This window comes from Polymorphospora sp. NPDC050346 (assembly GCF_040655695.1).
In the GTDB taxonomy this organism is placed as follows: Bacteria; Actinomycetota; Actinomycetes; order Mycobacteriales; family Micromonosporaceae; genus Polymorphospora; species Polymorphospora lycopeni.
In genome coordinates, this window is sequence record NZ_JBFAKM010000001.1 from 349549 (window position 1) to 364648 (window position 15100).

14 protein-coding genes and 3 pseudogenes are annotated in these 15100 nt (G+C 72.0%); 7 read left to right on the plus strand and 10 right to left on the minus strand.

The annotated features are described in order from the left end of the window. Window positions 1–26 precede the first annotated feature (26 nt). Genes AB0I42_RS01370 through AB0I42_RS01385 form a run of 4 tightly spaced genes read right to left on the minus strand, consistent with a single transcriptional unit; the run spans window position 27 to window position 4165 of the window. A complete protein-coding gene (locus AB0I42_RS01370; protein WP_357533068.1) occupies window positions 27–1166 on the minus strand; it encodes an aminotransferase class I/II-fold pyridoxal phosphate-dependent enzyme in 1140 nt (379 codons plus the stop codon). Next, window positions 1163–2029, minus strand: coding sequence for a class I SAM-dependent methyltransferase (locus AB0I42_RS01375; protein ID WP_357533070.1), 867 nt, complete (start codon window positions 2027–2029; stop codon window positions 1163–1165). Before AB0I42_RS01375 ends, AB0I42_RS01370 begins: the two co-directional genes overlap by 4 nt. A gap of 25 nt (window positions 2030–2054) precedes the next feature. Next, complete coding sequence (locus AB0I42_RS01380) at window positions 2055–3332, minus strand: cysteine desulfurase (RefSeq protein WP_357533072.1); 1278 nt, start codon at window positions 3330–3332, stop codon at window positions 2055–2057. After that, a complete protein-coding gene (locus AB0I42_RS01385) occupies window positions 3329–4165 on the minus strand; it encodes a crotonobetainyl-CoA--carnitine CoA-transferase (RefSeq protein ID WP_357533074.1) in 837 nt (278 codons plus the stop codon). Before AB0I42_RS01385 ends, AB0I42_RS01380 begins: the two co-directional genes overlap by 4 nt. A 322-nt stretch (window positions 4166–4487) precedes the next feature. Here AB0I42_RS01385 and AB0I42_RS01390 point away from each other — a divergent pair, with 322 nt between their 5' ends. The 3 genes and pseudogenes from AB0I42_RS01390 to AB0I42_RS01400 all read left to right on the plus strand — a co-directional run bounded on the left by AB0I42_RS01390 (window position 4488) and on the right by AB0I42_RS01400 (window position 6832). Then, entirely contained in the window at window positions 4488–5171 is a 684-nt protein-coding gene (locus tag AB0I42_RS01390; protein WP_357533076.1) for a hypothetical protein, read from the plus strand. Window positions 5172–5392: 221 nt separating this feature from the next. Continuing rightward, window positions 5393–5605 (plus strand): annotated as a pseudogene (locus AB0I42_RS01395) (helix-turn-helix domain-containing protein); the annotation flags it as partial. 15 nt (window positions 5606–5620) lie between these two features. Next, a complete protein-coding gene (locus tag AB0I42_RS01400; RefSeq protein ID WP_357533463.1) occupies window positions 5621–6832 on the plus strand; it encodes a hypothetical protein in 1212 nt (403 codons plus the stop codon). 40 nt (window positions 6833–6872) lie between these two features. On the opposite strand, the gene AB0I42_RS01405 is transcribed toward AB0I42_RS01400, so the two are convergent. The 3 genes from AB0I42_RS01405 to AB0I42_RS01415 form a co-directional block, all read right to left on the minus strand. Further along, a complete protein-coding gene (locus AB0I42_RS01405) occupies window positions 6873–7841 on the minus strand; it encodes an ATP-binding cassette domain-containing protein (RefSeq protein ID WP_357533078.1) in 969 nt (322 codons plus the stop codon). 123 nt (window positions 7842–7964) lie between these two features. After that, the gene (locus AB0I42_RS01410) at window positions 7965–8687 is read right to left on the minus strand and encodes a DUF899 family protein (RefSeq protein ID WP_357533079.1); all 723 of its coding nucleotides are present in this window, start codon (window positions 8685–8687) and stop codon (window positions 7965–7967) included. A gap of 140 nt (window positions 8688–8827) precedes the next feature. Next, window positions 8828–9376, minus strand: a complete 549-nt coding sequence (locus AB0I42_RS01415) for a DoxX family protein (protein ID WP_357533080.1) — start codon at window positions 9374–9376, stop codon at window positions 8828–8830. 247 nt (window positions 9377–9623) lie between these two features. Between AB0I42_RS01415 and AB0I42_RS01420 the strand changes: the two genes are divergently transcribed. Both AB0I42_RS01420 and AB0I42_RS01425 read left to right on the plus strand, forming a co-directional pair. After that, window positions 9624–10409, plus strand: a complete 786-nt coding sequence (locus AB0I42_RS01420; protein ID WP_357533082.1) for an alpha/beta hydrolase — start codon at window positions 9624–9626, stop codon at window positions 10407–10409. Window positions 10410–10452: 43 nt separating this feature from the next. Further along, a complete protein-coding gene (locus AB0I42_RS01425) occupies window positions 10453–11535 on the plus strand; it encodes a carboxymuconolactone decarboxylase family protein (RefSeq protein WP_357533084.1) in 1083 nt (360 codons plus the stop codon). 49 nt (window positions 11536–11584) lie between these two features. Here the strand turns inward: AB0I42_RS01425 and AB0I42_RS01430 are convergent, their stop codons facing one another. The 3 genes from AB0I42_RS01430 to AB0I42_RS01440 form a co-directional block, all read right to left on the minus strand. Further along, complete coding sequence (locus AB0I42_RS01430) at window positions 11585–13615, minus strand: glycerophosphodiester phosphodiesterase family protein (protein WP_357533086.1); 2031 nt, start codon at window positions 13613–13615, stop codon at window positions 11585–11587. Between the two features lie 178 nt (window positions 13616–13793). Next, complete coding sequence (locus tag AB0I42_RS01435; protein WP_357533088.1) at window positions 13794–14261, minus strand: SRPBCC family protein; 468 nt, start codon at window positions 14259–14261, stop codon at window positions 13794–13796. Further along, on the minus strand, window positions 14258–14590 hold the full coding sequence (locus AB0I42_RS01440) for a metalloregulator ArsR/SmtB family transcription factor (RefSeq protein WP_357533089.1): 333 nt from the start codon (window positions 14588–14590) through the stop codon (window positions 14258–14260). Before AB0I42_RS01440 ends, AB0I42_RS01435 begins: the two co-directional genes overlap by 4 nt. 224 nt (window positions 14591–14814) lie before the next feature. Between AB0I42_RS01440 and AB0I42_RS01445 the strand changes: the two are divergent. Both AB0I42_RS01445 and AB0I42_RS01450 read left to right on the plus strand, forming a co-directional pair. After that, a pseudogene (locus AB0I42_RS01445) lies at window positions 14815–14970 on the plus strand (DedA family protein); the annotation flags it as partial. Between the two features lie 2 nt (window positions 14971–14972). Further along, window positions 14973–15080: pseudogene (locus AB0I42_RS01450) on the plus strand (DNA-binding response regulator); the annotation flags it as partial. Window positions 15081–15100: the final 20 nt, after the last annotated feature.

Consider the following 15100-nt stretch of genomic DNA (forward strand, 5'->3'; position numbering starts at 1 on the left):
CTCCTTCGTCCCGCCGGGACGGCCGGTCAGCCGGCCCGGATCGCGCTGAGCAGGTCCTCCAGCAGGTCCGCCGGATCCTCGATGCCGACGGAGAGGCGGATCAGGTCGTCGGTCACGCCGGACCGCAGCCGGACCTCGCGGGGAATCGGCCGGTGGGTCATCAGCGCCGGGCACTCGATCAGCGACCGCACGCCGCCGAGGCTGACCGCGCAGGCGAACAGCCCGGTACGGGTCATCAGCTTCTCCGGGTCGGCGCGGTACTCGAAACTGATCATCGAGCCGGGGCCGGCCATCTGCCGGCGGGCGACGTCGTGACCGGGGTGGTCGGAAAGCCCCGGGTAGTGCACCCGGCCGACGAGCGGCTCCCGAATGAGCGCCTCGGCGATCACCCGCGCGGTCCGGGCCTGCCGCTCGACCCGCAGCGAGAGCGTCTTCAGGCCGCGGTGGACCAGGTAGCAGTCCAGCCCGCCGGGCACGTTCCCGGCGGTGGTGCGGTGTTCGACGAAGGCCGCGTGCAGCGCCGGGTCGGCGCAGACCAGGGCGCCGCCGATCACGTCGAGGTGGCCGGCGATCGACTTGGTGGTGCTGTAGACGCTGACGTCGGCGCCGAAGCGCAGCGGCTGCTGCCCCGCCGGGCTGCACACGGTGTTGTCGACCACGACGAGCGCGTCACGCCGGTGGGCCCGGGCCGACACGTCGGCCAGGTCGGCGATCTTCAGCAGCGGGTTGGTCGGCGACTCGACCCACACCATCGCCAGGTCGGGAAACCGGTCGGGGTCGGACAGCGCCGCCACGACCGTCGGATCGGTCAGGTCGGCGTGCTCGACGTGTATGCCGTACCGGCGCAGGGTCTGCATGAGCGACCAGGTGCCGCCGTACACGTCGTCGGAGGCGACCAGGCGCTGCCCGGGCCGCAGCAGCGACAGCACGGTCGCGGTGGCCGCCTGGCCGGAGGAGTAGACACTGGCGTGCTCGACGTCCTCCAGCGAGGCGAGCGCCGCCTCCAGGGCCTCCCGGGTCGGGTTCTCGCCCCGCCCGTAGAAGTAGCGGGGCGTGCCCTGCGCCGACCGCTCGTACGTCGTCGCCAGGTGCAGCGGCGGGACCACGTCCCCGGTTCCGGGGGTCGGGGTCTGGCCGACGTGCACCAGCCGGGTGTCGAACCTCATCCGCCCGCCCCCGGCGCGACGGCCCGCACGCAGTACGCCGTCGACGGCAGCTCGACCCGGCCGTCCCCGTTAACGAACCGCCGCGCGGCGCGCCCGACCGCCGCCCACACCGCCGGGTCGTCGACCGAGCCGCGGTGCTCCTGGATCACCTGGCGCATCCGGGGCGGCAGCACGTCGCAGGTGAACCGGACGAAGTCGTCGACCGAGTCGAGCACGAACGGCACGACCTGCTCGTGCACCGTGACGTCGCGCAGCCCGGCGGCGGTGAACTCCGCCACCACCTGCTCCGGGTCGGCCATCGTGAACGGGCCGGGTCCCGGTGGTGGCGGCGCCAGCGCGAGTTCGGCGGAGACGACCGCGAAGCCCAGACTGATCATGGGTACGGCCGGCGGCGGTCCCCACACGGCGGCGGCCAGTACGCCACCGGGCACCAGCAGTCGCCGCACCTTGGCGAGGTTGTCGACCCGGTCGGCGGCGAACATCAGCGACCAGCGGGCCAGTACGGTGTCGAACCGCTGGTCGGCGAGTTCCGGCGCGGCGACGTCGCCGACCACGAAGTCGACCCCGAGCCCGGCGCACCGCTCCCGGGCCGCCTCGATCATCACGGGCGAGGGGTCGACGCCGACCACCCGACCGTCCGGTGCGACGAGTCCGGCGGCGGTACGCGCCGGTTCGCCCGCCCCGGTGCCCAGGTCCAGCACCCGCCGGCCGGCCGCCACCCCGCCGAGCGCGACCAGCCGGTCGGTCACCACGGCGGCGCCCCGCTCGAACGGCACCGTCCAGGTCCGCCAGCCGGCGGCGACCGCGTCCCAGTTGGCCCGCTGCTGGCGCAGTACGGCCGCCGTCTCCAGTGCCGAAACCATGGCCGCTAGCTCCTCTCGTCGCGGTTCACAGGAACCGGGTGGTGGGCTGCTCGGTGGTCCAGAAGCCGGGGCGTACGGTGCCGAGCGCCTCGATCACGCGCTCGACCTCCGACCAGGTGTTGTAGGCGGCGAACGACACCCGCACCGTGCCGACCAGGCCCAGGCTGTCCAGGAAGGTGCTGGCGCAGTGCACGCCGCAGCGCACGGCGATCTCGTGCTGGTCGAGGTGGCCGCCGACGTCGTACGGGTGCAGCCCGTCCACCGCGAAGGAGACGATGCCGCTCGGGTCGTGCCCGGGGTCGCCGATGATCCGTACCCGGTCCAGCCGGCCCAGTTCGCGGACCGCGCCGCGCACCAGGTCGGCGTCGTGGGCGCGCAGCGCGTCCCAGCCGATGCCGTCGACGTAGCGCAGCGCGGCGGCGAGCCCGATCGCGCCGGCGACGTCCGGCGTGCCGGCCTCCATCCGGCTGGGCAGCGGCTGGTAGGCGACCGGCTCCTCGAACGAGACGCCCTTCACCGTGCCGCCGCCGACCTGGTACGGCCCCATCGTGGCGAACAGTTCGCGCCGGCCGTAGAGGATGCCGATACCCATCGGGCCGTAGACCTTGTGCCCGGAGAAGCAGTAGAAGTCGGCGTCGAGGTCGCGTACGTCGACCGGGCGGTGCGGGACGGCCTGCGCCCCGTCGACCACGGTCACCACGTCGTGCCGGTGGGCGGCGGCGATCATCTCCCGGACCGGGTTGACGGTGCCGAGCACGTTGGACACGTGGGAGAAGGCCGCGATCCGCACCCGCGGTCCCAGCGCCGCGGCGAAGTCGGCCGTCTCCACCACGCCGGCCGCGTTCACCGGCACGACGACGAGTTCGGCGCCGGCCTGCTCGCACAGCCGCCGCCACGGCAGCAGGTTGCTGTTGTGCTCCATCGCGGTCACCACGATCTGGTCGCCCGCGCCGACGAGCCGCCGGCCGAGCGTCTCGGCCACCAGGTTGGTGGCGGCGGTGGTGCCGCTGGTGAAGACGACCTCGTCGGGGTGCTCCGCGCCGATCCAGGCGCGTACGGTCTCCCGGGCCTGCTCGAACAGTTCGGTGGCGGCCAGGCCCAGCCGGTGGTAGCCACGGCCGACGTTGCTGTTGGCGTGGCGGTAGTAGTCGACGATCGCGTCGAGCACGGCGGTGGGCTTCTGGGTCGTGGCGGCGTTGTCCAGGTAGGCGAGCGAGCCGCCACCTGACTGCAACAGCGGGAAGTCCTGCCTGACCGCCGCGAGCCGCCGGTCGTCCAACCTGGAATCTTGCATCTGGGTCATGCTGGCTCCCGGTAGTGGAACATGCTGACAAACTGGTCGATGTAGCCCTGGGGGAACGGAAACACCTTCTGTTGTGCGTACGGCCGGCTGGCCGGCGACCGGTAGCCGGGTTCGGTGGGTGCGGGCAGCCGCCCCCGCGGGTCGCGCAGGTGCGGGCCGTAGAAGAACCAGCAGAGCTGCCCGACGTGCTCGACGAAAAGCACCGGGTGCAGTTCGGCCGGATACATGTGCAGGTGGCAGTACGTCGCCTTGAACTCGCCGACCGGCCCGAAGCTGTTGCCGAACATGACGTGGCCGAAGATGTCGTGGACCGCGCGGAAGACGTCGTTGTGGCTGAGTTCGACGCCGTCGATCACCACGCCGGACGGCTCGCGCAGCGGGTGGAACCCGGTCGGCGCGGCCGGGCCGTGCCCGGAACTGGTGAGGTAGACGTAGAGCACGCCGGTCTCGCGGACGCCGGTGATGAGTTCCCGGGAGCCGTGGTACGGCTGGCCCGGCGCCGACCACGGCCGGACCTCGATGCCGGCGTCGACGATGGCCCGGAACTGGCGCCGGTTCTCGGCCTTCAGTCCTTCGTAGAGTTCGGTCAGCCGCGGATCGAGCCCGAGCATGGGGGCGCGGTCGAAATACTCGGCCACCGCGCGGCAGTAGTCGGCGTCGAGCCGTACGGCCACGTCGGCGAGCCGGGCGAGGGCGGGGCCGCCCGGGGCGCCGGGGGGCGTACGACTGTCCACGTAGGTCTGCGCCACGACGGCCAGGTCCACCTCGGCGGGCACGCCGGCGGCGCCGCCGGCCGTGGGCAAGCGGCGTCTGGAGACGGACCCAGCAGCCATGCCCGTAAGTTATGGGACGCCTGATCAGCCGGCCAGACATCCGTTAGCGGGGCGAAAGACGTACGGCGTGGGGTGTGTCGCCGGCCCGGGGCCGTATGCCCGGCGACGGTGACGGGTCGGGTTCCGGTGGCAGAAGAAGGCGGGCAGGTTAACAACCCCGCCATCTCCGGTAGTGAAAAGAACGCTATTGCATATGTTCTGCCGACATAACGGGCACACTGTCTCTTTACTTTGGCATAGCGAACCTCCGGAGACATCGATTAACCTTGACCATGTTCCACCTGGGCCAAGATCGAGTTTTGCATTACGGTGGGGGGCGGGCATGGAAGGCCAGCAACCGGACGAGCACTCACGATGTCGATCCACCTCGCTCGATAGCGTCGACGGACCGCCCACCGACAGCCCTCCCGCCAGCGAACCGGGGCCCCTGCCGTGGCTGCGCCGCTGCCAGGACCTTCTCGTCACCAAGGCCCGCGGAAACCAGACCAATGCCACCGATCGGCATCGCGACCTGTGCTGGTCGCATGCCAGCGACCTCGGTTCGGCGATGCTGGAATACGCCCGCCACACCGGTGACGACAAGCGTCTCGACAATGCGATCGAACTACTCGAACACGCCTGGTCGCAGACCTCGGTGGGCAGCGCCCCGCGCCAGACGGTGGCCGCCAGGCTGGGTCTGGCCTTCTATACCCGATTCCAGCGCAGCGGTCGCAACGTGGATCTGGACACGATCATCGCCCGGCTCGACGGCGCGGCCGGCGAGCCGTGGAGCGCCGTGGCCGACGCGACCGACGAGCGTCCCGCCGAGCACCTGCTCCCCACGGCGGACCTCGGCCCGGCGCTGGCCGGGCACCCGACGGCCGGCGTGACCGGCCCGGACCGGGGCGCCGACCACCGTCACTCGATCCGCCGGATCACGCCGGTGCCGCTGCCGCGCTGGTCCGAACTCAGCGCGCAGCTCGCGTTCCGTCAGGCCGCGCCTACCACCGGATGGCCGATCAACTGAGCGCACCCGGCCCGCGACCGACGGCTACCATGCGGTTCCGCAGTGATGACTTGCTGTGATCAACTTGTCAAGTCAGTGATCCTAAGTTGACTTTGCCTGTGATTGAGTATTGAAGGGGCACCTCTGTCCACCCATTGTTCGACTACTATGGGTGCACCATCGGTCCTCTCCACTACTCGTCTCCACCCGCTGTTAACGCATCTCACAGGCTGGCAGTCATGATGGATTCAGGTTCGACCCGGACACCCGACGCGTCCTCACAGCCGCAGTCATTCGGCACCCGGCTGCGACTGCTACGCCTCGATCGCGGCCTACGTCAGCGCGACCTCGCCGGTGAACACCTCTCCGCCAGCTATATCTCTTTTCTTGAGTCCGACCGTCGCGCGCCCACCGAGCGGGTCGTCCGCCAGCTCTCCGAGCGCCTGACCTGTCGCCCTGAGGATCTGTGGATGCCACCCCAAGCCGACCAGCCCACGCCGGGAACCGCCACCGTCGAACTCAAGCTGGCCAGGGTGTCACTTCTCGCCGGAGAGCTGGACCAGGCCCGGCTCGCGTACGCCGAGCTGGCCGACGCCCACCCGACCGTCCCGGCGGTGTTCGGCGAGGCCACCCTCGGGCTCGCCCAGGTCGAGGAGGCGGCCGGCCGCTCCACCGAGGCGGCCCGGCACTACGAGACCTGCCTGGCCGCGGAGACCGACACCGGCTACAGCAACCGGCTGTCGGCCGGCCTCGGGCTGTCCCGGTGCCTGGCCCAGCTCGGCCGGGCGGAGCAGGCGCTCGCGGTGGCCCGGTCCACCGCCAACCACATCGAGCAGATCGGCCTCGACCGTTCCGATGTCGGGGTCGAGATCCGCGCGATCATCGCCAGTGTCCAGTGTGAACTCGGTGAGCCCGGGCTCGCCCGCAAGCCCATCGCCGAGGCGCTGGAGATCGTTCCGGAGATCACCGACCGGCACGACCTGATGGCGGTCTACCACCGGGCCAGCGCCACGGCCGCCGAGGCCGGACATCCGGGGCGGGCCATGGAGCTTCTCGGCCGGGCCATCGACGCCAGCCTCGGCCACGACCACCAGCGGATCATCGGGATGCTCCGGGCCCTCTACGGCGGCCTGTTGCTGCGCCAGCCCCCGGTCGACCCGGAGCTGGCCCACGAGATCCTCACCCAGGCCCTGGTCGACCTCGGGTCGACCGGCAGCGTGCTGGAGATCATCCGGTGCCGCAACGACCTGCTCTCGGCACTGATCCTGCTCGACCGCCCCGACGAGGCGGTCAGCGGCGCCCGTGAGCTGCTGGACAGCACGGCGGGCCGGTCGACCCCGGAACGGATCGACACACTGCTGCTGCTGGCCGCCGCCCAGTCCATCCTCGCCGACACCGACGGCGCCCGGACCACCTGCCGGACCGCCCGCGACGAGCTCGAGGAGCTGGCCGACTCGGCACAGACGTCCCGGCTCTGGTCCCAGCTGGGCGAGGCGATGACCCAGGTCGGCGAGACCGACGCGGCGATCGTCGCCTACCGCCGCGCCATCCAGAGCCTCGGTGTCGAGATGACCCCGGCACTGCGGCCGGCCCGCCCCGCCGACGACGACCGCCCCGCTCCCCCGCGCCGGGCGACCCGCACCCCCCGCCAGGACCGTCGGCCCCGCCGGCCGGACCGCTGACGTACCGCGCCCCGGCGGCGTGGGTCGGCCGGTCGGCGGATCAGCCGCCCGCCCGGTCCGCGCCGGCCCCGGCGGCCCGCTCGGTCAACCGGAAGAAGACCGCGTCCAGGCTCGGCTGACGCAACGCCACGTCCTCCACCACCAACCCGGCGGCGTCGAGCTGGCGTACGACCACCGGCAGGGTGATCGCGCCGGTGGGCACGGCGACCCGCACCGTACGCTGATCATGGTCGATCTCCGGCTCGGCGCTGGCGAAGCCGGCCAGGATGCCGGCTGCGGCGGCCAGTTCGGCGGTTTCCCGGAGCACCACGTCGACCCGGATGCCGATGGCCGACTTCAGCTCCGCCGGGGTGCCCGCGGCGAGTTCCCGGCCCTGGTCGACCACCACGATCTGGTCGGCGAGACTGTCGGCCTCGTCGAGGTACTGCGTGGTCAACAGCACCGAGGTGCCGGCCGCGACCAGGTCGGCGATGTGCCGCCACATCTGCCGCCGACTGCCCGGGTCGAGCCCGGTGGTCGGCTCGTCGAGGAAGAGCACCGGCGGCGCGGTGATCAGGCTGGCCATCAGGTCGAGGCGGCGACGCATGCCGCCCGAGTACCCCTTCACCGGCCGGTCGGCCTCGCCGGCGAGGTCGAAGCGGGCGAGCAGCTCGGCCGCCCGCGCCTTCGCGGTCCGGTCGTCGAGGTGGTGCAGCCGTCCGAAGACCCACAGGTTCTCCCGGCCGGTCAGGTCGTCGTCCACCGCCGCGTACTGCCCGGCGAGGCCGATGTTGCGGCGTACGGTCTCGGCCTCGCGCACCACGTCGTAGCCGGCCACCCGGACCTGGCCGGCGTCCGGCCTGGTCAGCGTCGTCATCACCCGTACGGCGGTGGTCTTGCCGGCGCCGTTGCGGCCGAGGAGCGCGCAGACCGTTCCGGCCGCCACCCGCAGATCCAGCCCGCGCAACGCGTGCGTACGCCGGAATCGCTTGTGCAGCCCCTCGACCTCGATCGCACAGTCGGAGATCAACCAGATCACCCATCCCGCAGCGGGCCGCCAGGGTCGTACACCACCGGCCGGGGTGCCCGTCACTCCACTGTGCCGCAGCGGTGGCCGGGGACCGACAGACCTGTCAGCCAGCCGAAGGTTCGCTCAGGCGTGGCATCCGCCGCCGGTCGGCTCGGGGTGGCTGGCGTACCAGTCGCCGCGCCCCTGCGGCAGCAGGTCGAGCACCGGCCAGGTCGCGCAGATCGGGTCGAGGCCGCGGGAGTCGCCGCCGTCGCCGGCGTGGTAGGGCGTCGCCTCCGGGTCGGCGGGGTCGGTCAGGTCGGCCGTCCCGTGCCAGTGCACCCGCAGGTCGGCGCCGTCGCGGCGGTAGACGGTGGCCGCCGGCACCATGTCGCCGCCGGGCAGGCGCAGGCCGAGCTGGTCGCTCAGGTCGCCGGGGCGGGTCGAGTAGACCGGCACCCGGTGCCAGCCCCGGGCGTGGGCCAGGGCGGCGAGCCGGTCCGGGGCGGCCGGGGCGAGCACGGCGACGCCGGTGTTCTCGCGCAGGTGCGGCACCAGCGGGTCGAGCCCGTCGATCCACATCGCACACATCGGGCACGGCTCGGGCCAGTCCTGGTCGAACATCAGGTTGTAGGTGAACAGCGTCGGGTGCCCGTCGAACAGTTCACCCAGCGAGGTCACGGTGCCGTCGAGGGCGGTGAGCGGGGTGTCGGCGGCGACCACCGGACCGGGCGGCAGTGCCCGGCGCAGGGCCGCCACCCGCTCGGTCGCGTCGCGCAGCTCGCGCTCCGCGGTGAGCAGCGCCGCCCGCGCCGTGCGGTAGTCCCCGGACACTGCGCGGTTGAGCTGCCCGATGGTCTCGGTCACGGTGTCTCCCCCTCAGCCGTCGGCATGGCCGGTCACCGGCGACCGCCGGCGCAACCATCGTATAGCGGACGAACCGGCGGGTAACGCAGCGCGCCGGGGGTGCCACCGGTCCGTCCGTGGCACCCCCGACGTCGACACACTCACTGCACGTGCGGTGGCGGCGATCCCCAGGTGACCACGACCATGACCAGCGTCATGACGATGGTGATCCCGAGTGCGATCGTCCGGACCCGGGAGACCGTACGGGACGGGATCTTCCAGGCGTCGATGGACCACTTGCCGGCGCCGGCCAGCAGGACGGCGAGCCCGCAGGCGAGCACCGCCAGTTCCCACTCGAACCCGCCCGGCATGAAGAAGCCGACCCCGAGCTTGAGCGACGCCGAGGTGGCCATCATGATCACCACGAGCGAGGCGCCGAGCGCGGTGAACACCCCGAGCAGCAGGGCGAGGCCGGCGAGCGTCTCGGTCACGGCGAGGATCCAGGCGAACACCGTCGAGGCGCCGCCGAATCCCTTCGGCTCCAGGTATCCGGCCATCTTGGCGGTGTCCCAGCCGGTCCACACGCCGAAGAGGTTCTGGAGACCGTGCAGAAGGTAGGTGCTGCCCACGGCCAGCCGCAGCACGAGCAACGCCGAGGCGACCCAGTTGTCCTGGGTGGTCGCGTCGGCGGGGCCTCGCCGCGCGGTCACGGTCGCGGTTGAACCGGCACTGTCACTGTCCACTTCGCCGCCCCAGTGCCCCGGACGGACCGCATCACTAGTCATGGATTGACGCTAACGACGCCGTACGGCCCTCGGTGCACATCTGTCGGTACGGCGAAAGCCCCTCGCCCGCCGGCACCCCGTCGGCCCGGCGGGCGCTGTCCGTACGGCGAAAGATTCCGGTCCCGGACAGCGGTTTTTCGTTATAAAGAGGACCGACCAGGGGGTGAGCCAGATGCAGTCGCTGCACCTCGCCGACGCGGGTGGTGCCCTTCGCTACCACGACCTGCCCGGCACCGGGCCCGCCGGCGTCTACATTCCGGGTCTGGCCTGCTCGGCGTCGGCCGACTTCCCGGAGACCGCGGCGCATCCGGCGATCCGCGACCGGCGGTGGATCCTGGTCGACCCGTTCGGTGTCGGGTTCAGCGACCGGCCGGCCGACTTCTCCTACACGATCGAGGCCCACGCCGCGACCGTCGCCGCCCTGCTCGACCACCTCGGCCTGACCAGCTGCGCGGTGGTCGGCAGCAGCATGGGTGGCGCCGTCGCGATCACCCTGGCCACCGCCCGGCCCGACCTCGTCGGATACCTGCTGCTCGCCGAACCGGCGCTGGACCGGGGGCGCGGCATGCTCAGCCCCTACCTGGCCGACCTCGACGAGGCGGAGTTCGTCGAGCGGGGCCACCGGGAACTGGTCGAGATGCTGGCGAAGGCCGCGGCCGACGGGCACACCGGGGCCGGCAACTTCGCCGCCGCGGTCCGGGCCGCCGCACCGCACGCCATGCACCGCAGCGGCCGCTCGCTGCGGCAACCCCGCGACCCCGGCTTCCGGGACCAGCTCTACCGGCTGCCGATGGGTCGGGCGGTGGTGGTGGGCGCCCGGTCCGGTGTCGACGTCGGCGCCTTCGCGGCGCACGGCATCCCGGCGTACGAGGTGCCCGACGCCGGTCACTCCATGATGGACGAAAACCCGACCGGCTTCGCCACGGCGCTCGCGGCGGGCCTCGCCGGCTGGCGGTGACCGCGCCACCGACCGGTGTGCCAAGCGGCGGAAGGAGAGTGCGATGTCGAAGAAGCTCCTGGTTCCGGTGCTCGGCATGCTGGGGCTCACCCAGGTCCGGCACGTGGCCCCGGTCCGCCGTGGCGCGGCGCGCGGCCTGGTCGCCGAGGTCTACCGGCAGTTGGAGCGCGACTTCGGGGTGCTGGCGCCGCCGGTCGCGCTGCACGCCCCGGCACCCGAGGTGCTCGCCGCCTGCTGGCTGCTGCTGCGGGAGACCGTGATCGTCGAAGGCGCCGTCGACCGGCTGACCAAGGAGACCATCGCGGCCGCGGTGTCGCGGGCCAACACCTGCCCGTACTGCATCACCGTGCACAACGAGATGTCGCAGAGCCTGGGCCGGCAGGCGATGCTGCCCGGCACGCGGGCCGGCCGGCCCGGCCCACGCCTCGACGCCATCGCGGACTGGGTGACGACGCCGTCCCCCGGGCGGGAGTTGCCCTTCCCGCCCGCACACACGCCGGAGATCGTGGGCAGCGCGGTGCTGATGCACTACCTGAACCGGGTCGTCAACGTGCTGCTGTACGACATTCCGCTGCCGCCCGGGGTGCCGCGCCAGGCGCTGGGGCCGGTCATGAAGGTGCTCGGCCGGCTGATCGTCGGGCAGGCCGGTCGATCGCACCCCGCCGGCCACTCGCTCGGCCTGCTGCCGGCCGCCGAGCCACCCGCCGACCTCTGGTGGACCGCGACGAACCCGAACGTCGCCGCGGCGTTCGGTGCCGCCGTCGCCGCCGTCGAGGCCGCCGCCACCCGGTCGGTTCCCGCCCCCGTACGCGAACTCGTGCGGCGTGAACTCGACGCCTGGGACGGCACCGCCCGGCCGCTCGACCCGTCCTGGCTGGCTGAACCGGTGGCCGGGCTGGCGGAGGCCGACCGGCCCGCCGGCCGGCTGGCGATGCTGGTCGCGTTCGCCGCCTACCGGGTGGACCAGCCGGCCGTCGACGCGTTCCGGCGAACCGGTGCCACCGACGCCGACCTGGTCGCGCTCTGCGCGTGGGCGGCGCTGGCCGCCAGCCGCCGGATCGGCGCCCGACTGGCCGGCCCCCGCGACGGTGCCGGCTTCCCCGGCGAGCCGGCCCGCCACCCCTGAACCGCCCGCCGGGTGGCCCGGCCCGCCCGGGCCGGGCCACCCGCGCCGATCAGCGCAGGCCGTTGCGGATGGCGACCCTGATCAGCGTTTCCGGGTCGTCGGCGATGATCCCGTCGACCCCGAGATCGATCACCCGCTGCATGATCACCGGGTCGTTCACCGTGTACGGCACCACCTTCAGCCCGTCGCGCCGCTGGAGCACCGGCACGTCCGGCCCGTGGTAGTAGGCCGGGTTCTCCCGCAGGTACCAGTCGGCCGAGGCGACCGTGCCCTGCCCCGGGTCGTGCACCTGCCAGTTCGCCGAGACGGTGCCGGCCCCGGCGGCGCGGGCCAGCTTGCCCAGGTCACGGTGACGCCACCAGTCCAGGCCACCGGTCCAGGGGCTCCGCACCGACGGGTCGCCGTACACCGTCTGGAGCGAGCACTCGTCGGCGAGGCCGGCGCACTCGGCGGGGCCGTACTGCCAGACCAGGGCGACCGTCTCGATCCGCGGGTTGAGCTTCTTGGCGTGCCGGATGGTCCGCCAGTCGAAGGACTGGATGGTGACCCGGTCGACGAAGCCCGCCTTCTCGACGGCCCGGACCAGCTTCGCCGTGAAGTTGCGGTACGGGGCCGTGTCCGCCACCAGCGGGCTGATCTTGGTTTCGATGTTCAGCCGTACGTCGGGCCGGTCGCTCCCCTTCACCAGCGAGAAGACCTCGTCGAGGGTGGGGATGCGGGCGCCGGGCACCGGCACCTGGGTCGGCTCGGTCGTCTTCGAGCCGCAGTCGATCGTCCTGATCTGCTTCAGCGTCAGTTCCCGGACCGGCTTGCCGACGTACGGGAACTTCGGGTCGCGGGGGCGGACCGGTGCGGTGTCGACGCAGTGCGAGCCGTTGACGGTGCGGTCGTGCGACACCACCAGGTGGCCGTCGGAGGTCACGCCGGTGTCCAGTTCCAGAGTGGAGATGTCCTTGTTGGACAGTGCGTTGGCGAATGCCGGCAGGGTGTTCTCCGGTCGGGTCGCCTTGCCGCCCCGGTGCGCCTGGATGTCGAACGGCGCCACGTACGCCTTCGGCAGCCGGTAGCCGCGACCGGCGATCAGCCCGCGCAGCCGGTCCGGGTAGTCGGTGATGATCCCGTCCACCCCGTCGTCGATCAGCTTGGCCATCGTCGGTACGTCGTTGACCGTCCACGGCACCACCTTGATGCCGTTGCGGTGGGCGTGGTCGACCATCTCCTTCGTCACGTACGGCCGGTAGCCGGGGTCGGCGACCGAGCCGTTCTGCGGGAACCCGTGCACGGGCGAGAAGGTCTTCGCCCCGAAGCTCTTGATCGCCTTGATCGGGTCGCCGCCGAAGTCGTCGATGTCGAGGCCGCCCAGCCACGGCGACCGGCCCGGCTGGCCGGTCTGGAGGAAGTCGTAGTTGGTCAGCGCGACCAGCGGCAGCCGGGGCTCGACCTGGCGCATCCGCATCAGCGCGCCCCAGTCGAAGCTCTGGATGGTGACCTGCTTGAGCAGCCCGGCCGCCCGGATCTCGGCGGCGGTGACCTGGACGAACTGCTCGCGGGGCGCGGTCTCGTGCGGCGCGCCGGCCTCGACCTTGGTCTCGACGTTGAGCGTGACGTCGTCGGCGCCGTACCGCTTGACCAGCGCGAACACGTCTCGCAGCAGCGGCATCGTGGAGCCCGGCACGGCGAGCTGGCCGGGATGCTCGGGCAGGGTCCGCGTGCCGCAGTCGAGGGTCCGGACCTGCGCCAGGGTCAGCGTGTTGACGTACTTGCCGACGTAGGGGAACTCGGGGTCGCCCGGGGTGACCGGGGCGGTGTCGACGCACTTGTTGGCCGCGACCCGGCGGTCGTGGGTGACCACGGCCTGGCCGTCCTCGGTGATCTGCACGTCGAGTTCGAGCGTGCCCACCCCGAGGCGGAGCGCGTTGCCGAACGAGGCGAGACTGCTCTCCACCCGCAGGCCGAGCCCGCCCCGGTGGGCCTGCAGGTCGAACGTCTTGCCCTTGGCGGGGGCGGCGAGGGCCGGGGTGCCGGCCAGCACCGTGGCCGCCACCAGCACCGCCGTGGTGATACGGCGTGTCTTGCGCACGCTGGTCTCCCTCCGCGGCGGGCGGGTCCCGCCGGTCGGCGGCCAGCATGGTGAGGCCGGGCGGCGCGCAGGCGATCGACGGTCGACATCGGCGTGAACCGATGCCGACCACCTCGCATCGATCGGCTTTCGATGGACGCGGCGTGGTGCCGGCACGGGCCGGCACCACGCCCGCCGATCAGGCGAGGGTCTTGAGGTAGTTGTCGAGGACGGCGTACGACTCGGCGGCGCCGTCCTCCATACCGGAGGCGACCATGCCGTCCCGGTCCTCCTTGTTGGCGAAGCGCGACGTGCTCGTCACCACGGTCTGGCCGCCCCGCTCCTCGAACACCACCGTCTCCTCCAGGATGTGGCCGGCCATCGGCTCGTATTCGAAGGTCTGCACGATCCGCTCGTTCGGGACGATCTCCCGGAACTCGCCACGGAACGCGTGGCTCTCGCCGTCCGGGGTGTGCTCGACGTAGCGGTACCTGCCGCCGACCCGGAAGTCGATCTCGACGTCGAGCGGATTGCCCCGGCCCCACCAGTGCTTCAGGTGCTCTGCCTGGGTGTGCGCGGCGAACACCAGGTCACGCGGGGCGTCGACGGCCCGGCTGAGGGTGATCTCGAGGTCGGACGGGTGCTCGACGCTCAGGTCGTTGGTCATCGCGGTCTCTCCTTCAGTTCACGCAGGTAGTCGTCCAACACGTCGTACCGCCCTTCCCAGTGCCGGCGGTACTGGTCGATCCACTCGGCGACGGAGCGAAGCGGGGTGGGGTCGAGTCGGCAGCGCCGCCACTGCGCCTCACGGGTCCGCACGATCAGCCCGGCCCGCTCCAGCACGTTCAGGTGCTTGGAGACGGCCTGGAGGCTGACCGGAAACGGCTCCGCCAACTCGTTGACCGTCGCGTCGCCCTCGGCCAGCCGGGCCAGGATCGCCCGGCGGGTCGGGTCGGCGAGCGCGGCGAACACGGTGCTCACCGGATCTGCCGTCATCTCTCCTCTCAACCAATTGGTTGATTAACCGATGAGTTGAATATACAGGTCACAGCAGTGCCGTCAAGCCGAACCTGGGGTTTTCCGCACCCGCGCCGGTGTGGTCCGCCCATTCGCCCCGGGCGGTGGACCTCATGGTGGCGGGTCCGACCGGTTCATAGCTTCAGATCATGCTTCAGACCGCGGCGTCATCGCCCGCCAACGACGAAACCGGTGGCCTGGTCGGCCTCGTCATCGCCCTGGAGAACCTCTTTCCACCTATCCCGAGCGAGGTGATCCTGCCGCTCGCCGGCTTCACCGCGAGCAGGGGCGACATGAGCCTGGCCGGCGCGATCCTCTGGACGACGCTCGGCTCGGTGGTGGGTGCGCTCGCGCTCTACCGAGCGCCGTCGAGAAGCACGTCAACACCATCTTCGACAAGCTCGACCTGTCGCACGCCACCGGCTACAGCCGCCGGGTTCTCGCCATCCTGCGCTACCTCGGTTCCTAGCCGTCCGCGCGCACGGGCCG